The 19197-nt window shown below is 58.8% G+C and carries 20 protein-coding genes, 2 tRNA genes and 2 pseudogenes; 15 read left to right on the forward strand and 9 right to left on the reverse strand.

Translation table 11 applies throughout. The features are described 5' to 3' along the window. Positions 1 to 94: 94 nt before the first annotated feature. A complete protein-coding gene (locus tag BS630_RS35465) occupies positions 95 to 970 on the reverse strand; it encodes a PopZ family protein (RefSeq protein ID WP_077981178.1) in 876 nt (291 codons plus the stop codon). A gap of 335 nt (positions 971 to 1305) precedes the next feature. Then, positions 1306 to 1971, reverse strand: a complete 666-nt coding sequence (locus BS630_RS35470; protein WP_170269145.1) for a protein-L-isoaspartate O-methyltransferase family protein — start codon at positions 1969 to 1971, stop codon at positions 1306 to 1308. A gap of 485 nt (positions 1972 to 2456) precedes the next feature. On the opposite strand from BS630_RS35470, the pseudogene BS630_RS35475 reads away from it, so the two are divergent. From BS630_RS35475 to BS630_RS35485, 3 genes and pseudogenes are all read left to right on the forward strand, one after another. Further along, a pseudogene (locus tag BS630_RS35475) lies at positions 2457 to 2751 on the forward strand (hypothetical protein). A 376-nt stretch (positions 2752 to 3127) separates the two neighbouring features. Further along, the gene (locus BS630_RS35480) at positions 3128 to 3463 is read left to right on the forward strand and encodes a hypothetical protein (RefSeq protein ID WP_077981179.1); all 336 of its coding nucleotides are present in this window, start codon (positions 3128 to 3130) and stop codon (positions 3461 to 3463) included. A 75-nt stretch (positions 3464 to 3538) separates the two neighbouring features. Further along, positions 3539 to 4288, forward strand: coding sequence for a hypothetical protein (locus BS630_RS35485; protein WP_077981180.1), 750 nt, complete (start codon positions 3539 to 3541; stop codon positions 4286 to 4288). A gap of 118 nt (positions 4289 to 4406) precedes the next feature. On the opposite strand, the gene BS630_RS35490 is transcribed toward BS630_RS35485, so the two are convergent. After that, positions 4407 to 4480 (reverse strand) — tRNA-Cys (locus tag BS630_RS35490). A gap of 262 nt (positions 4481 to 4742) precedes the next feature. On the opposite strand from BS630_RS35490, the gene BS630_RS35495 reads away from it, so the two are divergent. Then, positions 4743 to 5081 (forward strand): KTSC domain-containing protein, encoded by a 339-nt coding sequence (locus BS630_RS35495; RefSeq protein ID WP_077981181.1) that lies wholly within the window; start codon positions 4743 to 4745, stop codon positions 5079 to 5081. Here the strand turns inward: BS630_RS35495 and BS630_RS35500 are convergent. Further along, a complete protein-coding gene (locus BS630_RS35500; RefSeq protein WP_077981182.1) occupies positions 5078 to 5419 on the reverse strand; it encodes a hypothetical protein in 342 nt (113 codons plus the stop codon). The two genes, BS630_RS35495 and BS630_RS35500, sit on opposite strands and share 4 nt — an antisense overlap. Before the next feature lie 80 nt (positions 5420 to 5499). Then, positions 5500 to 5817, reverse strand: a complete 318-nt coding sequence (locus tag BS630_RS35505; protein WP_077981183.1) for a hypothetical protein — start codon at positions 5815 to 5817, stop codon at positions 5500 to 5502. 117 nt (positions 5818 to 5934) lie between these two features. On the opposite strand from BS630_RS35505, the gene BS630_RS35510 reads away from it, so the two are divergent. Continuing rightward, positions 5935 to 6009: transfer RNA gene (locus tag BS630_RS35510), tRNA-Asn, on the forward strand. Between the two features lie 190 nt (positions 6010 to 6199). Further along, positions 6200 to 7303 (forward strand): hypothetical protein, encoded by a 1104-nt coding sequence (locus tag BS630_RS35515; protein WP_077981184.1) that lies wholly within the window; start codon positions 6200 to 6202, stop codon positions 7301 to 7303. Between the two features lie 162 nt (positions 7304 to 7465). Here the strand turns inward: BS630_RS35515 and BS630_RS35520 are convergent, their stop codons facing one another. Beyond that, positions 7466 to 7780 (reverse strand): hypothetical protein, encoded by a 315-nt coding sequence (locus BS630_RS35520; RefSeq protein ID WP_077981185.1) that lies wholly within the window; start codon positions 7778 to 7780, stop codon positions 7466 to 7468. A gap of 125 nt (positions 7781 to 7905) precedes the next feature. Between BS630_RS35520 and BS630_RS35525 the strand changes: the two genes are divergently transcribed. Next, on the forward strand, positions 7906 to 8160 hold the full coding sequence (locus BS630_RS35525; protein WP_027666056.1) for a hypothetical protein: 255 nt from the start codon (positions 7906 to 7908) through the stop codon (positions 8158 to 8160). Positions 8161 to 8324: 164 nt separating this feature from the next. On the opposite strand, the gene BS630_RS35530 is transcribed toward BS630_RS35525, so the two are convergent. Then, a complete protein-coding gene (locus tag BS630_RS35530) occupies positions 8325 to 10262 on the reverse strand; it encodes a multicopper oxidase domain-containing protein (protein WP_077981186.1) in 1938 nt (645 codons plus the stop codon). Between the two features lie 246 nt (positions 10263 to 10508). Here BS630_RS35530 and BS630_RS36950 point away from each other — a divergent pair, with 246 nt between their 5' ends. The 3 genes from BS630_RS36950 (at position 10509) to BS630_RS35545 (ending at position 12057) form a co-directional block, all read left to right on the forward strand. Next, complete coding sequence (locus BS630_RS36950; RefSeq protein ID WP_167383854.1) at positions 10509 to 11294, forward strand: FAD-dependent monooxygenase; 786 nt, start codon at positions 10509 to 10511, stop codon at positions 11292 to 11294. Continuing rightward, positions 11291 to 11677, forward strand: a complete 387-nt coding sequence (locus BS630_RS37600; RefSeq protein ID WP_167383855.1) for an FAD-dependent monooxygenase — start codon at positions 11291 to 11293, stop codon at positions 11675 to 11677. Before BS630_RS36950 ends, BS630_RS37600 begins: the two co-directional genes overlap by 4 nt. A 176-nt stretch (positions 11678 to 11853) precedes the next feature. Then, positions 11854 to 12057 (forward strand): hypothetical protein, encoded by a 204-nt coding sequence (locus tag BS630_RS35545; RefSeq protein WP_017960164.1) that lies wholly within the window; start codon positions 11854 to 11856, stop codon positions 12055 to 12057. A gap of 210 nt (positions 12058 to 12267) precedes the next feature. On the opposite strand, the gene BS630_RS38360 is transcribed toward BS630_RS35545, so the two are convergent. After that, the gene (locus tag BS630_RS38360) at positions 12268 to 12447 is read right to left on the reverse strand and encodes a hypothetical protein (protein WP_020049667.1); all 180 of its coding nucleotides are present in this window, start codon (positions 12445 to 12447) and stop codon (positions 12268 to 12270) included. A 307-nt stretch (positions 12448 to 12754) separates the two neighbouring features. Here BS630_RS38360 and BS630_RS35555 point away from each other — a divergent pair, with 307 nt between their 5' ends. The 4 genes from BS630_RS35555 (at position 12755) to BS630_RS35580 (ending at position 17253) form a co-directional block, all read left to right on the forward strand. Then, on the forward strand, positions 12755 to 12991 hold the full coding sequence (locus BS630_RS35555) for a hypothetical protein (RefSeq protein WP_077981189.1): 237 nt from the start codon (positions 12755 to 12757) through the stop codon (positions 12989 to 12991). A gap of 535 nt (positions 12992 to 13526) precedes the next feature. Next, positions 13527 to 14426, forward strand: a complete 900-nt coding sequence (locus BS630_RS35570) for a hypothetical protein (RefSeq protein ID WP_077981192.1) — start codon at positions 13527 to 13529, stop codon at positions 14424 to 14426. A gap of 202 nt (positions 14427 to 14628) precedes the next feature. Beyond that, positions 14629 to 16746, forward strand: a complete 2118-nt coding sequence (gene katE / locus BS630_RS35575) for a catalase (protein ID WP_077981193.1) — start codon at positions 14629 to 14631, stop codon at positions 16744 to 16746. A 147-nt stretch (positions 16747 to 16893) separates the two neighbouring features. After that, on the forward strand, positions 16894 to 17253 hold the full coding sequence (locus BS630_RS35580; RefSeq protein ID WP_017960159.1) for a low affinity iron permease family protein: 360 nt from the start codon (positions 16894 to 16896) through the stop codon (positions 17251 to 17253). Positions 17254 to 17353: 100 nt separating this feature from the next. On the opposite strand, the gene BS630_RS35585 is transcribed toward BS630_RS35580, so the two are convergent. Further along, the gene (locus tag BS630_RS35585; RefSeq protein WP_025394249.1) at positions 17354 to 17761 is read right to left on the reverse strand and encodes a low affinity iron permease family protein; all 408 of its coding nucleotides are present in this window, start codon (positions 17759 to 17761) and stop codon (positions 17354 to 17356) included. Between the two features lie 343 nt (positions 17762 to 18104). Between BS630_RS35585 and BS630_RS35590 the strand changes: the two are divergent. Beyond that, positions 18105 to 19194, forward strand: a pseudogene (locus BS630_RS35590) (extracellular catalytic domain type 1 short-chain-length polyhydroxyalkanoate depolymerase). Positions 19195 to 19197 lie beyond the last annotated feature (3 nt).

Here is a 19197-nt window from a genome sequence, read left to right on the forward strand (position 1 = left end):
CGAGGGTGGCGTTTGTAAATAGGATGGTCACGGCCAAGTCAATAAAAAAGCCGCCCCGGAGACCGGAGCGGCTTTTCAGGAAAAAGCAATCCGATCAGCGGCGCGGGCCGCGCGCCACGCGCTCGATTTCCTCGCGCACCAACCGCTCGACCAGTGTCGGCAGATTATCATCGAGCCACTCACGCAGCATCGGGCGCAGCATGTCTTCTGCGATCTCGTCCAGCGAGCGGCGCTCGGCACCGTCGATCGCAGCGGCGAGTTCCTCGAAGGAGCGGCTGATCTGCAGGCCGGCATCCTCCGAAAGCAGCGTCGGCTGGACCTCGTCCATAACGCTCGGCAGGAAACGCTCGGTCGACGACTGAGCAGGTTCCATGGCCGGCAGCGCCGTTTCGAGGACAGGCTCCGGCTCGGCGACCGCGACCCTTGGCGTTTCCGCAAGCACCGGCTCGGCCGGCTGCTGGATCGCAACATTCTGAACGGGTGCAGCGGCCGCCGGGAAAACTGGCCGCGGCTGATGTGGTTGCGGCTGCGGAACTGCAGCGCGCGGCGGCTCCGGCATCACGGCCGGCTGCGGTTCGGGCGGACGGAAGCCGCTCGGAATTTCGCGCAGGGCCTGACCGGCCTGCACGGCGCTGCGCTCAGAGGCGGCGCGCACGCGGGCGGCGACATCGGCAAGCGACAGAGCGCGGGCCGGAACGTCTGCTTCGGGGGCAGTGCCGGCCGAATTGGCGGCGACGAAACGCGGATCGGAGGAGCGCATGACCGGTTCGGGGAATTCCACGCCGGCATAGGTATCGTCGACCGTCAGATGAATTTCGGAGCCATTGTCATCCTCGTCGGCGCCGTAGACCGGCGGCAGGGATGCGGAAATCGCCTTGCCGGCGCCGGGCTCATTGCTTTCGATGATCTGGCGGATGGACGCCAGAATTTCTTCCATGGACGGTTCACGCGCTACGCTTGGCTGAGCCATTTCTATCCCCGTTATCCCAAAACAACGACCGGATGGTGTGGAGCATTCATCCGAATCACCACGACCTTAGAATACCCCAGACGTGAAAAAAATCATCGCGAATCAAATGAATGCGGCCATGCACAGTTTTGTTACCTGATGTTTGCCACCCGCAAAGCCTGTCGCGATTTTGCGGCGGAACATCCCATAAAACCGAAGTTGAAGCGCATAACATCCGTCCGATCCGCCGTGGCGGCGTCAGGGTAGATGATGTTTGTGAAGGCTTTCCAGCGGCGTTGACAAAAAAAACGGGCGCCGATGACGCCCGTCGCTGAATGTCATCGACAAGAACGCTGTCAGAAAACGAATTCGCGCGCCTTGGCGAAACCCGGCAGCGGCTTGACCGAGGCGTTGAAGAAGACGTTTTCCGAAATGGCGCCGCGCTCGGCGACGAAGACCTTGGCACGGGCGGCATTGCCGTAACCTTCAACGGTGATCAGACGGCCACCATCGCGCAATTGGCCGAGAAGGGCAGCTGGAACCTCTTCGACTGCGCCGTTGATGAAGATCAGATCATAGGGAGCGCCGGCAGCGTAACCCTGTTCCAGCGGGCCGGTCACCACCTCGACCTTGGCGTAGCCGGCAAGCTGCGCCTTCGCTTCAGTGGCCAGCGTTTCGTCGCATTCGAGCGCGATGACGGAGCCGGCAATGATCGACAAGAGCGCCGAGGTATAACCCGTACCGCAGCCAACCTCGAGCACGAAGTCGTCTTTGGTGATCGCTGCCAACTGCAGCAGCTTGGCAAGCGGCGACGCTTCCATCAGGAAGCGGGCAGGCTTTCCCGGAGCGGCTGCGGAGATCTCAACGTCGTTGTCGATATAAGCCAGCAGCTTCGCCTTCTCCGGCACGAAAGCCTCACGCGGCACCGTGAGAAACGCCGTCAGCACGGAATGCGAGGTAACGTCCGTCGTGCGAACCTGGGTATCGACCATCTTTGCGCGCGCTGCTTCGAAATCCATCATGTCCTCTGGCTCTTGAAAAGCGGTTCCTGTCCCCCGTCTCTTAATCCCCGCCACGGATGCTTTCAAGGCTTGGCAGGCGCCGGCGAAAAGAATCCGGCAGGCGCCTCTTCCGCGCTACAGGGGCCGGACGGACGCTGCAACTCCAGCGTGGAATCTTTTACCCCTTCATGCTATGATCTGCAGCGGAGGAAATAGGAGGAGCAGGCCATGTCTGCGATTATCGAATATTTCACGCTGTTCGATTTCTTCATCGTCGCAGCGCTCATCGGCATCTTCTGCTGCGGGCTGCTGGACGGCGAAACGACCTGGAAGCGATAGGGCGCCGAAGCGCGCTCGGAGATATCCCCCGCATCGCGGCTGCGGCAATGCATGTCGGCGAGCGCTTGTCCGGCATGCGTTCTTTTCCTTTGAAGTCCAGCCCTCGACAGCAGCACGCGCATTAACGTTACGTCAACCATTTTGTTGCGGCGCCCTCGCCTTCCGCTATGGGTGTGCGCATGCAAACCTTCATGATCCACTCGCGGCAGGAAGCGCTTCACTACAATGCCGATGCCCGACTGCTGCTGATCAAATACAGCAGCGGCGAGATTCGCAGCTTCACCCGCATTTCGCCGCAAGGCATGCGACGGCTGCTTGGCTCCGGCCCCGAATTCGACGACGGACCCGAATTGAGCAATCTGGATTATCAGGCGGAAACCCGCAAACGCGGAGCGCTCTACCGCCTCGCGGGAATTTAATCCGTCACAGTTCGATTTATCGCCGAGCCAGCGGGTTTGGTAGGTTAGCAAACGGCGATGCTGCACCGCTGAGCCAGCAGCGTTTCACGTAGATTCTGTCATGTGGAAGATGTTGGAGGTCTCGCCCAGAATTCGCAAGCTGGCGGCGTCAAATGGTTAGCGAGTTTTTAGCCACACCTTAGCTGAAATATTTCCCTTGAGAAATCAAAGGCGGCTGCCACACCCTGCCACACCTCAGAGGAATGCAAAGCTCGCCAAGATGCCGTCCGAAGGCAGCACCGTCCCCGCCGGTGCGCATCATCTCTCAAACCCCTGTTGAATAACCGTGCAGTTGGTAACCATGTCACAAAAGTCCAGAAATAGTGCTTGTGCAAATTACTCGCGTGAGCTGTAGCTAATTACTTGGGTGGGGAGAATCAATGAACATATTTAATCACGCAGGCATGTCCTCTGCGGCTGCCATAGCGTCACTGGACGAAGATGTTATTCAGCTTCTGTATATCACAGCGAAGGAAGTCGATCTCTGCTGTCTCATGACTGATGGGGAATGGGAAGATTACGACAAAACGGTTGTAAATCGCGCATGCGATCTTGGCCTCATCACCATTCATAGTCCTGGTGGCGGATGGAGTTACGTCACCGGTTGGCGGCTCACAAGGCTCGGCAAAGAAACAATAGGAATCCCGGTCAAGCTTGGCATCCTATCGCGCCTTCTCGCAGTCTTCACCCGCCTCGAACGCTATTCGACCTCATAAACCGCCGCATTGTCCTGCCCTCGCGGAGGCCTTCATAAGACGAATGCCGCAGCTTCGGCGTCAGTGCAAATACAGTTGAGTCATGGTCGCGACGATCTGCCCTGTGTCGAGAAGAACAAGAGCCGTCACGTCACGGTGCGCTATTCTGCCGCCTTCTCGAGGACATCGACAGCGAAAGATTCTCCAAAGCCTCCTGGAAGGCCCGGAACGCCGCCCTGCCGGCCGAGGGCGAACCGGCAGTCGTTCGACACCAGGAAGGACGGCAAGGCGATCGTTCCGAACGTCGCCCGCCTCGTCGAGCCCTTCCCCGTCCACACAGATGGCCCCGCGACGGCGACGCCCGGGGAGCTGGCCCCGAAGTTCATCGAACACCATGGAATGCGCTCCAAGGCCGTCCTGTGTGTCGCTATCATGATGTTCACCGGCTTCCGAGTGTCCGATGTCTCGCGGCTCGGCCCACAGCATCGCCGCAGGGACATGTTCAAGCTTCGCCTGTTCAAGAACTGCAACCGCAATCCCTACGACATCGAGATCGCCATCTATCCCATCCTCGAGGCGGTGCTCGCCATGCACAAGGTGACGGACCTCACCTACATCGCCACCGAATTCGGCAAGCCGTTCTTGGCGACCGCCGTTGCCCACAACGAGGCGACCGACAGCATGCTCGAGCGATGTTCGCCTGGCGCGATGGAAAGACCTCAAAATTTATACGAAAAATGCCGATCGCGCCCGTCTGGCCGGCAGACGGTCGCACGAATCAACTGGGATGGCGTCGGTACGAAACTGCTGGCGCTGACCGACGAAGGCGACGTGGCGAACCGATAGACCGGGAACACACTACCACACCTGGCTTTTGGTGTGGCGGAACGGTTCAAGTTCGAACTGCCACACCTCGAAAATTACCGAGGTTCTGAAATACTTATCAAGGCGGTGAAAAGATGTTTGGAGGCCTCGCCCGGAATTGAACCGGGGTACAAGGATTTGCAGTCCTCTGCGTCACCACTCCGCCACGAGGCCTCACGCGCTCGTTATCTGAGCCGTGGCGAGCGTTTAGAATGATCGTAAGGAAATCGCAAGAGGGCATTTCGGAAAAACGCTATTCCGCAGCTGCCGAAACGACCATTTTTCCATCCCGGAACGGCGCGGGCGCAGGCTGGAATTTCCATAGCCGCAACGATGCCCCATTTCCTGGCAATGATGGCATTTGAAACAAATTCTTAACTTGACTTCGATCCTCGTCCGGGCCTCAATTATGCCCGGGAGGGTATAGGAGCTTGCGATGGATTGGGCTGCCCTCAAATCGAAGCGCGTGCGTGCCGCATATGATGCCGAAACCCGGGATCTTTTTGTAAAATTTCCCGGTTCTGCGCCGGTGAAACATGCGGATATTCCGCCGCACGTCTACCAGAACCTGCTGGAAACTGATGATCCGCATTTCTACTACAAATATTATATAGCGCCGTGTCGCGTATCACAGGCGCATCGACAACCGGTCTCCGTTGCGTCCTACGCAGTCAAGCTCGTGCTGCTCCTTGCCGCCTGCAGCTTGTTGATGGCGACAGGTCTCGATCAGGACCGTGGCGGGACTTTCGAGGAAAGCGAACTCAGGTCCAACTAGGCGCGAATGTTGATGAGCTGCGCGCCCAGCTCAATCTCAGGGCCTGCGACAAGGCGGCTGGTTCCGGCGTCGAAATTGTCGCTCCTGTTCTGAGAACGGTAGCGCCGATTGTCCCGCTCGCGGTCGTTCCTGTCGTCGCGATCGTTACGACCGTTGAAATTGCGATAGTTGCGAGGCCCGTTGTAGCTGCCGCCTTGACCATGGTCGACCACACAGCCTTCCGGGCGGCGGCAGACGCCGCGCGCGTCGAAACCGCGGCTGTCGATGGCTTGGGCCTCGGCGGAAATGCCTGAAAGAACCGTCGCTGCCGACAGAGCGACCACAAAAAATGCCTTCATTCCTCACCTGAACCATTGTGGTGCGTTTTCGCGTTTTACACTGCATAAACCACGAATGCGAGGCCCTCCCGGGGTGGCTATCAGTCAGCCGGTTTCCGCCGCCTGTGCCACCAGACCGCGAGGCGCCGCCGAAGTCGGCGCGCGAACGGCAAATCGTGCGAGAGCACGAGGAAACCGAGCGGCAGCATCCAGAAACCCAGGATGGGCAGGAAACCCAACACGCCGCAGAAAATGAGGGCTATGCCAAGCGCCATCCGCGCGATGCGCGAGCGCGGCATGCCGATGCTGAAAGAGCCGAGCACAAGCCTGCCGTTTGCATGATCGATGCCGAAGCGCACTGCCCGTGCCTTGCGCTTCTCGCCGCCTCTCGTCTCCTCACGATCATTCACATTTGCCATTCCCCAGAGATGGGCGCAGGCATCCCAAATACAAGTTCATTTCATTTTTTTGAAAAAACTGCTTGGCAAATCGGGAAAGCGTTTGTATTAGCCCACTCACACCGCGCCAAGCAGTGATCCCTGGTAGCTCAGCGGTAGAGCATTCGACTGTTAATCGACAGGTCGCCGGTTCGAATCCGGCCCGGGGAGCCATTTTTCAAGTTAAGCGCCTGTTTCGTTGATAACTCCGAATGCAGGCGCTTTCTTCCCCACTTTCCCTCCCGCTTTTGGAACGCCCATTCTGCGGTTCGACTCCTGTGGATAACTCCGACCGGGCGGTATCTTCTAGCACCCTGCCCTCCATCACCGTACACTACCTGAGCCTCGTGGTGATAGGAAAACGATGAAGCCAGACAAACTTCGCAACCTGCTGCAGGAAATGGATGCTCGCGTCGCGCGGATGCAACGTGCAAGGAAGGACCACTTCGCTGCAAACCTGTCATGGCTCCGGACCGAGGTGCAGCGACTTCTCAGCAAAGTCGATACCTTGCGAACGTCGGACATTGCAGCACTGGAGCTAACGCTGTCGGTCATTCCGATCAATGACCTGGACCGATCGAGTTTGAGTAATCTGCTACTCGGCATGAAGATCGGTCTCAATCTTCTCGGACCCGAAGACGTCCTGGACGCAGTGCCCGGTCAGAAACCCGCAGCCTTTCAGTTTGGGTTCGAGGGTTCACGCCTCGTTGTGGTTGATCAGCCTCTCAGGACTCGGGAGCGTGATAAGGACATCGCTGAAGCGGCGATGGAAGCGGCCACCGAGAGGGGCGTCTATGTTGGTGAGCAGCTAGCTCAATCGAACTGTTCGCCGCGTCTGAGGGAATCGTTCAAGTCACTCCAGGACAAGCTCGAGGCCCGCGCTAACATCATTCAGGTAGGAATGTATAACCAGACCTGTGGTCGGGTTTTGCGGGGGGATGTCGAGGAACTTTCGCCCACGCTGTTCGAACTGCTCCGATCCCACGTCGAGCTTGTCTTTGCTGCCGCGTCGCAGTTTGACGACTGGCGGGTATTCCGTGAGAATGCTGTAGACATTGATCGAGAGTCCGTCGCCGCCCTTTCCCAAAGCACGCTCGCTTTGGTACGAGACCTTAAAGCGCAAAGGGAGACAGATCCAGAGGTTACGGCCGCTCTAGATACTGTGGTGGGCTGGACAGAGGACAAAGAGGCGGACAAGCGCGACGTTCTTGCGCTTACTGGCACCCTGCAAAACCTGTGGTCGCTCGCTGCCAAGTCTGCGCTAGCCAAGGAAGTTTCGAGCGAAGGCCGCAAGCTAGTGGCCAAGGCCATTATCGCGGCTCTCCTGGCTGTCACGACCGCTGGTACCCTCGCAGCGTTCGGCAAGGTACCCGGCGCTGAGTGGATCGAGACGACCGCCGCGTATTTCAAATCTGCGACTGAAGGGACGCCCCCTGCTTCGCCTAGCCCTAAATCAGCACCCCCCTAATCCTTGCGAAAATTCACGGGGCGCATAAATTCAATCTATCAGATGGCTTTTGCTGGTGACCACGGATGTACTGGCACCCTGCTGATGCAATCAAAGAAGGGTCGGCGCGAGCATTCGCCCGACCTTTCTTGTTATCCAAGACCGTTCTGTCGCTACTGCCGGCTAAAAATCGAAATACACGGTCACACCTGACCGACGACGATAGGGTTGATAGTCGCGATAGCCGTAATAGTCGCGACTGCCGTAATACCGCGGACGATAGCACGAGCCGTAATACCGGCAGTCGCGGTAAGCGTACCGGTGTTTCTTCCAGTGGCCATACGCGTGTCCATTACCGTGGCGACGGTGTTTGACCTGCTCGACGTCGAGGGTGTGCATATGTACTGCATTCGGCACAACGATCGGCGTGGCGTTTAGCGGCAGGGCGAAAGATGCAGACAAGATCATGGCTGCAAGTGAGGAAAAAAGCATCTTCATCGGCGCATCCTTTCAGGCTGCGATTCTGGGTTAATGAGGATTAACCTCCGATGAACGGCTGCCAGCATCTACGACAGGTAGGCATTCGCTAGCCAACCAACCGCCGGCGGTGTACAGCAAACACCATGGCGCTAGATCCCGAAAAAGCATTTTTAGATTACAGTGCGGCGGACTGCAGCGTGCAGTTCTGGACCGCCAAGGCACCGGCCGTGCAATTCACCTCTTTGGAAGCCGCGGTCAGGTTCGCAAAAGACCATGGCGGCAGGTGGGAAGAGATTGAGATAACAGTCCATCTGCCGCGCGAGGACATCGTATTCGCCACCGGAAAAGTGCATCAACTCATCGACGCTTTGCCAGGTGACCTCCGGAAAAAGCGGTAGCGGGATGGGTTGGCAGTCAAATAACAACCGGCCGGCTCGCTGCTGGTAGTGGCCGCAGGAGGACGATCGGGATCGATCTAGCCGGCGCCCGCCGGATCGCGGCGGAAGGGGAAGGTTGACATCCTGACCGCTGCAGCACTGGCGGGTCGATGCGGCGGTGTTTGTCAGGCCTCGACCTCGATGACCATCATCAGGCCGCCGCCCCCTTCGCTTTCGGTATTGTTGTTGGTCGTGTGGTGCCCGATGTGGCAGTGAATGAGCCATTTGCCGGGATTGAGCGCCGTCCAGATAACGTCGTAGCGCTGTCCTGGGCCGACATTGACGGTGTCCGCCTGAAAGCGCGCCATTGGCGAGAGGTTGATGCCGTCACGGGCAACGACGGTGAACGGTCCACCATGAATGTGCATCGGATGGATGAAGCCATTGTTCGACCCGACAAAGCGCACCTTCAGGGTTTCGCCGACCTTTATTTTGATGATGTCGGTCTCGGGATAGGCACGGCCGTTGATGGTAAAGTAGTTGGGCTGCCCGCCATCCATCGGCATGGCTGGATAGGTGAGGCCCTCGCGCTTCAGCCATTCCTGCAAGAGAATGACATATTCGCGGTCTGCAATCGTGGTCGGATCGGCTTGCGCCGGATCGATCATCAGCGCGCCATAGAGGCCCAGAGCCTGCTGCCGGTCGACGTGGTCGTGCGAGTGATAGAAATATGAACCCGACTGCCCGGCAGTAAATTCGTAGACATAGGTCTCGCCCGGATCGATCGGCGGTTGGGTGATTTCTGCCGGTCCGTCCATCTCATTGGGAAGGACCAAGCCGTGCCAATGCACCGACGTGCTTTCGGGCAGGCCGTTTTTCACGTTGATGCGGACGCGATCACCCTCACGGATCTGAATCCGCGGACCGGGTAGCTGACCATTGAAAGTGAAGGCGTCGACCGTGATCCCGGGCAGAATCGTCCAGCGAACGACCTTGGTCTCCATGTCGAAGACCTTGACGCCATCCTCGATGCGCGGTTCGAGCACACGGTCGCCGCGCGTGTCGAGGCCATAGGTAGCAGTGATATAGCGCGGATGGATCGCCGCCATATCCAGCATTGCCTCGGCCGGCGTGTCGCGATCCATGATCATGCCCGGCGGCATGATGGCGCCCCCTACATCGCGCGCACTCAACGTCATATTGACCCAGTTGGCAGGGGCGACCATCCCGATCAGCAACAACATCAGCGAAACGCCGCCAACGGCGGCGAGTTGTGGCACAGGCGCATCCGGGACCATGTCGTGGTCGGAACCGTGGCCATCATGATGGGGAGCGGTGCCGCGGCGCTGCGACCGCGGAGCTTCCTTCGCCGCGTGCTGATGGTTTTGCTTGGGCTCATGCGCTGGTACGGCGGGCTCCGAACGGTTTTCGCGCGCATGCTCGGCATGGTCCGAATCGCCGCGATCGGTCATCAGACCGAGCTTGAGACCACGGGCGACCATCCAGACATTGGATGGGTAGGCGAAGGCGAACCCGGCCATGACGCCCAACGACATCACGCCCCAGAATAGGAGTTCGGTCGGTTCCATGGCGCGCATATCGCGGCCCATCATCAGGAAGCTCATGACGGGCGCCATGCCGGCCATCATGAAATTCATGGAGATGAACTCAGGCAGGAAGGACTTTCGTACGTTCTCCCAGTAGGTGCCGCCCATCATGTTCTTCATGAAGAGGGCCTGGAAGATGAAGAGGCCGACCGCGAACCCGGCGATGTACTCGACGATCAGGTCGAGCCACATTGGCAGACCCAGTAGCGCGACGATCACCGCGGCGATGATGATACCGGTGGCATCTCCCGCCACGCAGTGGATCGTGGAGCCGATGCCCTGCTTCCACAACGGTTTGACGAACTCCTCATGCGTGCCTGGCCGTGGCTCCTTGTCGGCGAGCACATAGATCAGCAACCCGAAGGGACCGAGGTAGAGCGTGACGAGGATGAAGCCCCACTTCATCACCACCGGTTCGGGATTGTTGGCGTACTGGTCCCAGGCAACGTACAAGGTGGACGCAAGGGCAAGTGCAAACCAAACAAGCAGAAAGTAATCAACTGGCTGAATCAGCATCGTTCCGCCTTTGATAATATTGGCACTTGATGTGGAGCGGGCGCCGCCGCCGGCAAGGGCGACGCCGTCAAGACAAACGCTTCAATTGGAAATTCGCGCCGTGTAGCCGAGGTCGTTCACGGTATCGGCAGCCGGTCGCTCGCCCTCCGCCGCTGAGTTACTTGATCGATTTCTCAGGTCGATGGAACGGTCCAGGAACGTCAGGCGTTCGGTCTCACAGCAACTCACGGCATGGGGAGCGACATCATGCGCATCGTCATCGTCGGCGCTGGCATTGCAGGTTTGGCTATGGCAAGGGGTCTTAGCCTCATCGGCCACGAGGTCGAAATCTATGAACAGGCGCCGGAGTTAAAGCCGATCGGCGCGGGCCTGAGCCTCAGCGCCAATGCGTTGCGCGCCTTGCGCACGCTCGGTCTCTGTAATGCCGTGCTGGCCGAGGCGCAGCGTATTGACTGCATCGCTTTGTTGGATCACAGCGGTGACGTGCTGCAGACGACGGACTTGGCTGCCCTCAGCCAGCGCTATGGCCATCTCAGCATGGCGGTGCTTCATCGCGGCGGCTTGCACCACGCCCTGTTATCGGCGGTGCCTCAATCAGCCATTCGCCTCGGCATGGAATGCGTGAGTGCACGAACGCATGAGGCCGGTGCCGTACTGACCTTTGCAAATGGCCATACTATCGAAGCCGACCTCGTGCTTGCCTGCGATGGCGTCCATTCCGCCATACGCAAGGCGGTATTCCCCAAAGCGCGTGAGCGTTTCGCGCGCTATACGTGCTGGCGCGCAATCTCGCCTGGAATACCGGCGGGATTTGATCCGACCCGCCTGTCGGAGAGCTGGGGCGCTGCCGGCAAACGTATCGGCCTGGCCGCCATTCCGGGCAACGGATCTACTGGTTCGCGTGCTGCGGCGCCCGCAGAATCAAGGATCCTGACTTGGCCAAGATTGGGCTCACCGAACTCCAGGCCATGTTTGCCGAATTCCACGATCCTGTTCCGGAGGTGCTCGCCAGCACCTCTGCAGACGCCGTGATCTGGACTGACATCGAGGATCTCGACCCCATGCCGTCCTTCACGCATGGCAGAATTGTCCTGCTCGGCGATGCTGCTCATGCCGTGACGCCCGATCTCGGACAGGGCGCGGGCTTGTCGATAGAGGATGCAGCGGTACTCGCATCGCTTCTCGGCCGCCTTCCGATCGATGAGACCCTGCACGAATACGATGCCCGGCGCGTCGGTCGCGCGCATCGCCTCGCCTCCGGGTCCCGCCTCTACGCAAAGGTGGCCCAGTGGCAAAATCCACTCGTTGTTCCACTTCGCAATCGCGTGGTGAAGAGTATCCCGGAGCGCTTCATGGATCGCCAACTCGACGCGGTCCTCGACATCGATTTCGAGCCGGTGCAGGCTGCGGCCTAAACAGATCGTACAACGCTGCGCAAGGTATTGCGACAACGACAGGCTGGTCTGGAGGCGATCAGCCGCCCCTGGGTGTTCTGATTAAGACACCCAATATACCCGCTTAATTCCGTTTTCACCGGAACTCTCGCAGCCGGCAGCTGTTTTGCATCCAGGCAACGAAACGGAGGAAAATCATGACTTCCAAACATCCCAAGTCAACTCGCCCTACCGACGCAGATCTCGAGCGAGATCCGGGTATCGGACAGTCGAAGGGGCTGCATCGTGACACGGGCGCCGACGATATTGCCGGGCAGAACACTGAAGAAGGCGATGTGGCCAACGACACCAACCGATTTGGCGGCGTAAACCCCAAACAGCGCGGCCGCACAAACAAGTAGGAAAGGTCCATGACGGACGATTCCGCCATCGCGCACTGAACAACCACGAGAGCAGGTATGCTCGATAAAATCACCGGCTGGCGCGCTTATGTTGCCGGTCGCCAACCGGCGAAATAGCCCGCCGGTGCCACGCCGATTTCGCGCTCCAGGGACCTGAGCGCTGAAGCGTCCGGACAGCGCATGCTTGTACCGACAAACAGACGCCGGCCTCTAGTAGCTGCATGAACGGCCGTCGCCGGGTCGGAACCCATCCGCACAGGCCGGGTTCATTGAATCGCCCGGCTGATATCCTGATGCTGAGCCATATGAATTTGGTGGTGTCGAGCAGGCCGAGGTCATGGCGGCAAGGCTGATTGCCGCGGCTGCTACAAATGCCTGAAATCTGTTCATCTATGCTTCTCCAGTTTTCGACGCGATGAGAGCCCCTCTCCTTCGGAATGCCGGGAGAAATTTTCCCAGAACTCATCTGCTCCCAGATATCTTGAGCCTCAACATATAGGCGCGCTCCTCGGTTGGCGTTAGCTCCGAACGTGCAAGATTCTCTTCGACCTTCGTAGGCTCGGCAACGGCAACCGGGGCTCTCGAACTGTTTCCGTTTAAAAGCGACGGAAACTCCGCTTCTGCCACTCTTGACTCGCGAACCGAACGGAACATAATAGGAACATCGGCTTAGTGGCCGCCAATCTGAAAACTTGCGGTGGAAACTCTGAAGGAGAGCGAGGTCGTGCGTCCGCAGATAGCTGAAAAACTGGCAGAAGAAGCGCTAAGAGGAGAAGTCGACGCAGTTGTCGCCTTTCACGATGGGGATATCCGCGCCGCCATTACGACATTGCTGCTGGATTGCCGTCACCTGCGGCTTCAGCTTGCTCTTGCGGAAAGAGGGATGAACTGCGGCATGACACGTAGGTGGACACCGACTGTCGAACGGGCATGAAACATCGCCGCAGTATTGAGCTCGCACCCCCTGATAGCCATGCAGTCGAAATCGAAAAGGAAACGCTGTCGACCCTGCCGCGGTGGTATATCATCCATGCTCGTTGCCGCAGATGCCGTCACGAAACATCTATCGACCGGCAGGAAATTGCCCGACGCTGCGGCGATGACCTGTCTCTCGCCAAGCTCGCCAGGTGCCTCAAATGTCAAGGATGCGGCAACCGGTCCGACAATGTGCTGTTACTTCAGAAGCTGCCGCGCGATTGAAGGAGATTGCGCACCAGATCGTGTTGGCTTTCGGCTGAACCGCGCGAGCGGCTCGGTCCCGCTGATGAAACGGCCCGACTTAGGCGCATCATCCCAGATAGAACCCGTTCGGGAACAAACGCCGTGGATAAAAGTTGAGTGGCATCAACCACGTAACGTCAGTTTCTGACAGGAGGTCTCTCATGGGTCGCGGTATTCTGCTTTGGCTGCTTGGTGTTCCACTGCCGATCATCATCCTTCTTGCTCTGTTTATGCGATAGGAAGAGATCATGTCGGTTTCAATGACAGGTTCCGGGGAGATTGCTACCCCAGTCGAATCCTCCAATTCCGCCATGACATGGGGGCCAATCTTCGGGGGCGCCGCTGCGGCCATCGGCGTGACCCTCATTCTTTTGCTGCTTGGATCCGGGGTCGGGTTGACGATGGTGTCGCCCTGGTCGGGGCAAAGTAGTTCGCTCGGCACGGTCGGGGTGACGGCGGCGATCTGGCTCGTTGTCGTGCAATGGCTGTCCTCCGGGCTCGGAGGCTATATCACCGGCCGGCTGCGCACGAAGTGGGCAGCCGTGCACACCGACGAGGTGTTCTTCCGCGATACCGCGCATGGCTTCATCAGCTGGGCGCTGGCGACGATCTTCGTTGCCGGATTTCTAGCCTCGTCGCTGACCTCGCTTGCCGGTGCGGGCGCACAAGCCGTGGGTTCAGCGGCCAGCGCCGCAGGTACGGCAGCAGCGTCGTCGACGGCATCGGCCGCGGATCTGCCTACCGCCTATTTTACTGACGCTTTGCTGCGTCCGGAACAGGCCCGTGCAGGAGCAACATCCGATGATACTGCTGCAACGGCTGAGGTTTCTCGCATCCTCCTCAACGGTGCTGCCGCCGGCCAGATCCCGGATGACGACAAGGCCTATCTGGCCACCATCGTCTCTGCTCGCACCGGTCTTTCCGAAGCCGATGCACGCACGCGCGTCGACACCGTGCTGAAGCGCATCGACGACGCCAAGGTCGCCGCCCAGAAAGCCGCCGACGAGGCACGCAAGGCTGCCTCCACCACGGCATTGCTCGGCGCGTTGTCACTTCTGATCGGGGCTTTCATCGCTGCCGCCGCCGCTGCCTTTGGCGGGTCGCAACGCGACGAAGAGGAAGACCTCCTCGTCACGCCCCGGATCTAAGGCCCGGGGCTCAGGATCAACGGAATCGGGCCGCGGGTCGAAAGGCCCCGCGCCCCATTACGTGGAGCCATCCCCGGCTCTGCCGCGGTTGGGTGATCGTGCGCTGCAAGTCTTTTTTCCCATGGCGGTTTATTTCGCATCGGGCGGAACATGTCGCCGTTGGGGAGCTTCGGTTAGGTCAAACCTTTTCCGGAGAATGTAGATGGCCAAGAAGACCTCCCAAACCTCGCCCTCGGACAACGCGACGATCCATGATCAGAAACTGCACCGGGGTGCAGGCGGCGAGCTTCATCAGTTTGCCGAAGACGGCAAGCCGGTGCTGACCACAGCGCAGGGCGGACCCGTCTCAGACGATCAGAATACGCTTCGTCTCGGTGCCCGCGGCCCTGCCCTCATCGATGATTTCCATTTTCGCGAGAAGATCTTTCATTTCGATCACGAGCGCATCCCCGAGCGGGTCGTCCATGCGCGCGGTTACGGCGCCCATGGCTATTTCGAAACATATGAATCGCTGGCCGCCTATACCCGGGCCGATCTTTTCCAGCGGCCAGGCGAAAAGACGCCGGCCTTCGTTCGGTTTTCGACCGTCGCCGGTAGCAAGGGTTCCTTCGATCTGGCGCGCGATGTGCGTGGTTTCGCGGTCAAGATCTATACGCAGCAGGGGAATTGGGACCTCGTCGGCAACAACATCCCGGTCTTCTTCATTCAGGACGCGATCAAGTTTCCCGACGTCATCCATTCCGTAAAGCCGGAGCCCGACAAGGAATTTCCGCAGGCGCAGTCGGCGCATGACAATTTCTGGGACTTCATCAGCCTCACACCCGAAAGCATGCACATGATCATGTGGGTGATGTCGGACCGCGCCATTCCGCGGTCGTTCCGTTTCATGGAGGGTTTCGGCGTTCACACCTTCCGCTTCGTCAATGCAGCGGACGAATCGACCTTCGTCAAATTCCATTGGAAACCGAAGCTTGGCCTGCAGTCCGTCGCCTGGAACGAAGCAGTCAAGATCAATGGTGCGGATCCAGACTTCCATCGCCGCGACCTCTGGCAGTCGATCCAGTCGGGAAACTTCCCCGAATGGGAACTCTGCGTGCAGCTTTTCGATCAGGATTTCGCCGATACGTTCGACTTCGACATCCTCGACCCGACAAAGATCATTCCCGAGGAGATTCTTCCGGTCAAACCGATCGGCCGTCTCGTCCTCGACCGAATGCCAGAGAACTTTTTTGCAGAGACCGAGCAGGTCGCGTTCATGACGCAGAACGTTCCCCCCGGCATCGACTTCAGCAATGATCCGCTGCTGCAGGGACGAAACTTCTCCTATCTCGACACACAGCTGAAACGTCTGGGCGGTCCGAATTTCACCCATCTGCCGATCAACGCGCCGAAGTGTCCCTTCCACAATTTCCAGCAGGATGGCCACATGGCGATGCGCAATCCCGTCGGGCGCGTCAATTACCAGCCGAACTCGTGGAATCAGGGGCCGCGGGAATCGCCGGTTCAGGGCTACCGGCACTTCCCGGCCGAAGAACAGGGTGCCAAGGTTCGGCTGCGCCCGGAAAGCTTTGCCGATCATTACAGCCAGGCTCGGCAGTTCTACATCAGCCAGACTCCGCCGGAGCAACGCCATATCGCCGCGGCGCTGATCTTCGAACTGAGCAAAGTCGAAACGCCGGTCATTCGTGAGCGCATGGTCTCGCATCTCTTTAACATCGACGAGACGCTCGCCAGCAAGGTCGGCCACGCCCTCGGCTTCAAATCGATGCCGAAGCCTGCCGATGCGGCCATGCCGACGCGGCAGGATCTCGAGCCGTCGCCGGCGCTCAGCATCGTCGAGCGCGGTCCCAAGCGGTTCGAAGGACGCAAGCTCGGCATTCTTGTCAGCGATGGCACCGACGCCGCGATCTTCAAGTCGTTGCTTGCCGAAATCACCGAGCAGAAGGCAGCGTTCGAGGTGATCGCGCCGAAGATCGGCGGCGTGACGCTCTCGGACGGCAATTGGATCGAGGCGCATCAGATGATCGACGGCGGACCTTCGGTACTTTACGACGCCGTCGCCCTCCTCCCCTCAGCCGAGGGAACCGGCGATCTGCTGAAGGAGGCAACGGCCCGCGATTTCGTGGCGGACGCCTTCGTACACTGCAAGTACATCGGTTACGTGGAAACAGCGCTGCCACTCATGCAGAAGGCCGGAATTGCCGATCCACTGGATGAGGGCGTGATGGCGCTCGCAGCAGCGAAAGACGTTCCGGCTTTTATCAAGGCGCTTGGCAAACTGCGTGTCTGGGGCCGGGAGCCATCGGTCAAATTGAATTGACGTCTCGTCGCCATAACGACACGAGGGGCTAGTCGTCGAATAAAACCCGCGGATACGCGGGTTTTATGTCGTTTGCGGTGCCCTATTTATTGAGCTGAGGTGATGGAAGCTGCTCCATCTCCAGTTTTCCGCGCTGTGGAGAGCCGTATGCGCTCGCACTTTCGACAGATCTCTGATTTGGTCGTCTTGTGGGCAGGCCATCGTGTGGTTCCTGTCACGCTGATCGCGTTCGCAGCCATTTGGGCGGCAGTGGGTCTCAGCTTTTCCTTCCCAAGGCAGTGGTTTTTGCTGACCAATATGGTGGGTACCCTCATCATATTTTTTATCTTGCTGCTGGTGCAGCACTCCCAAAACCGGGACATGACGGCGCTCCATGCCAAACTCGACGAACTGATCCGATCGAGCGAAGCAGGAAACCACTGGATTGCGGCTGAGAAGAAAGATGCCGACGCGATAGAGGGAATGCGCCAGCTACACCACGGCCAAACCTCAGAGACCTCGACCTAAAGCGCGTCGCAATCTTTTAGATTCGCTCCTCGCGCTTCAGATCTTTACTGTTACGCGTGTCGTTATCGCAAAACTGCTGCACAGTTTTGCGCGACATGTCCTAGACGGACGCTGCCTCTGCGGCAGATTTCTCATCCGCTTTGTCCTCGACGCATTCTGCTTTCTCGGCAAGGGTCTTGCTCATTTCCCTGAGTTCGCCCTCATCCAACTTTTCGATGCCGACAAACTTATTGGCCGCCTGGCTCGTCAGGATGAGTTCGTCAAGTTTGGCCTGCAGAGCCTTTCCGTCACGGTTCTGGCTGTTCTGCAACACAAATACCATCAAGAAGGTAATGATGGTGGTAGTGGTGTTGATCACAAGTTGCCAGGTCTCTGAATAGCCGAAAAAAGGGCCGGAAACCGCCCAGACAAGCACCAGCGCCAAAGCCGCGACAAAGGTGAACGGCTTTCCCGAGAGATCGGCGACGGTGGTCGCAAAGGAAGAGAAGAAGTTGGATTTGTTCGACATCTGTAAAGCCTCGTTGGGTCGCAATGCTGTCAATCGACAACATCAACTCTACATACGGGCCGAAGTTCCTCGCGCCGCCGAGGTCAATCAAGAGGTCCGACGCTTCTTCCTTCGCTGCCCGCGGAGAAGATTGTCGCTGATAACCCGTACCTTCACGGATGTTCCCCCTGCCGGGCAAAAGAAATAAGATATCTGAATAGCTTAGCTGGTTCACTCAGGAGAAGTGGCCCGCCCAACCAAAAACGCGCCAGAAAACATTGTGCAGCGCAGCAACCTTTTCGTAGACTGACGCGTTTAGTTCAGCATCACCGCCGTCCCGGCTGCTGATTGGCGGAGACTTTCAATGAGATCTATGTCAGACACCCTCGCACGCCTTGCTGCGCTGCGAGGAACCCTTCGCGCCCGACCCTCGCAGGACAATCCCGATCTCGTCGCCTTGGACGCATTTGGCTCAAACCCGGGCGCTTTGGGGGGCTACATCTATTTGCCGTCGAAGCGCGGGAAAGACATGGCCCTTGTGGTTGTCCTGCACGGCTGCACCCAGACCGCCGCCGGATATGATATTGGGTCCGGGTGGTCGCGATTGGCCGAGGACTATGGCTTCGCGCTGCTGCTTCCCGAGCAACGACGGGCAAACAATCCAAACCTCTGCTTCAATTGGTTTAACCCAGAGGACATAAGCCGGGATCACGGCGAGGTCTTTTCCATTCGCCGGATGATCGCAAAGGTCGTTGCGGAACACGGTATCGACGGCGCGCGTGTTCGTGACCGGGCTTTCGGCCGGCGGCGCCATGGCCGCAGCCATGCTCGCCACCTATCCTGAGGTTTTTGCAGGCGGCGCAATCATCGCAGGCCTGCCATATGCAAGTGCAGCAACCATTCCCGAGGCGTTCGACCGAATGCGCGGCCATGGCAGTCCGACTGGCAAAGAGCTTGAACTGCGATTGAGAAACGCCTCAGGGCACAAAGGCCCGTGGCCGACATTATCACTCTGGCAGGGAACCGCAGACAGAACCGTCGTGCCATCCAATGCGAATGCGATCGTGGAGCAATGGAAAAATATCCACGGTGTCGACGCATCGCCGGGCCGCGTCGAAGATATCGGAAGACACCAGCGAAAGGTCTGGACCGATGCTCACGGTGTCGACGTGATCGAGCTCTATACGATTGCCGGGATGGATCACGGCACGCCGCTCGATGTCGGCACCGGCTACGGAGCAAGCGGCCCCTTCATGCTTGACGTCGGAATTTCATCGACCGTCGAAATTGCCAGGTCCTGGGGTCTGGTCCCCTCATTTGAAAAACGGCGCGATGCAAAAGCCTTTGCTTCGCAACCGGAAAACGTCGCAGGCCCATTCGGCGCGGACAGCGACCGTGGCAGCATTCAGAAAATCATTGAAGACGCCCTTCGGTCCGCCGGACTGCTGCGATAGTCG

The organism is Rhizobium laguerreae, from assembly GCF_002008165.1.
GTDB classification, from domain to species: Bacteria; Pseudomonadota; Alphaproteobacteria; order Rhizobiales; family Rhizobiaceae; genus Rhizobium; species Rhizobium laguerreae.

What these genes read in the sequence shown, in the direction of transcription:
- BS630_RS35495 (WP_077981181.1), top strand. Translation starts at nt 4,743, where the DNA reads ATGGATTGGGCTGCCCTCAAATCGAAGCGCGTGCGTGCCGCATATGAT.
- BS630_RS38360 (WP_020049667.1), bottom strand. Translation starts at nt 12,447, where the DNA reads ATGAACAGATTTCAGGCATTTGTAGCAGCCGCGGCAATCAGCCTTGCC.
- BS630_RS35545 (WP_017960164.1), top strand. Translation starts at nt 11,854, where the DNA reads ATGACTTCCAAACATCCCAAGTCAACTCGCCCTACCGACGCAGATCTC.
- BS630_RS35530 (WP_077981186.1), bottom strand. Translation starts at nt 10,262, where the DNA reads ATGCTGATTCAGCCAGTTGATTACTTTCTGCTTGTTTGGTTTGCACTT.
- BS630_RS35515 (WP_077981184.1), top strand. Translation starts at nt 6,200, where the DNA reads ATGAAGCCAGACAAACTTCGCAACCTGCTGCAGGAAATGGATGCTCGC.
- BS630_RS35520 (WP_077981185.1), bottom strand. Translation starts at nt 7,780, where the DNA reads ATGAAGATGCTTTTTTCCTCACTTGCAGCCATGATCTTGTCTGCATCT.
- BS630_RS35465 (WP_077981178.1), bottom strand. Translation starts at nt 970, where the DNA reads ATGGCTCAGCCAAGCGTAGCGCGTGAACCGTCCATGGAAGAAATTCTG.
- katE (WP_077981193.1), top strand. Translation starts at nt 14,629, where the DNA reads ATGGCCAAGAAGACCTCCCAAACCTCGCCCTCGGACAACGCGACGATC.
- BS630_RS35580 (WP_017960159.1), top strand. Translation starts at nt 16,894, where the DNA reads ATGCGCTCGCACTTTCGACAGATCTCTGATTTGGTCGTCTTGTGGGCA.
- BS630_RS35525 (WP_027666056.1), top strand. Translation starts at nt 7,906, where the DNA reads ATGGCGCTAGATCCCGAAAAAGCATTTTTAGATTACAGTGCGGCGGAC.
- BS630_RS35570 (WP_077981192.1), top strand. Translation starts at nt 13,527, where the DNA reads ATGTCGGTTTCAATGACAGGTTCCGGGGAGATTGCTACCCCAGTCGAA.
- BS630_RS35585 (WP_025394249.1), bottom strand. Translation starts at nt 17,761, where the DNA reads ATGTCGAACAAATCCAACTTCTTCTCTTCCTTTGCGACCACCGTCGCC.
- BS630_RS35505 (WP_077981183.1), bottom strand. Translation starts at nt 5,817, where the DNA reads ATGGCAAATGTGAATGATCGTGAGGAGACGAGAGGCGGCGAGAAGCGC.
- BS630_RS35500 (WP_077981182.1), bottom strand. Translation starts at nt 5,419, where the DNA reads ATGAAGGCATTTTTTGTGGTCGCTCTGTCGGCAGCGACGGTTCTTTCA.
- BS630_RS35480 (WP_077981179.1), top strand. Translation starts at nt 3,128, where the DNA reads ATGAACATATTTAATCACGCAGGCATGTCCTCTGCGGCTGCCATAGCG.
- BS630_RS36950 (WP_167383854.1), top strand. Translation starts at nt 10,509, where the DNA reads ATGCGCATCGTCATCGTCGGCGCTGGCATTGCAGGTTTGGCTATGGCA.
- BS630_RS35470 (WP_170269145.1), bottom strand. Translation starts at nt 1,971, where the DNA reads ATGATGGATTTCGAAGCAGCGCGCGCAAAGATGGTCGATACCCAGGTT.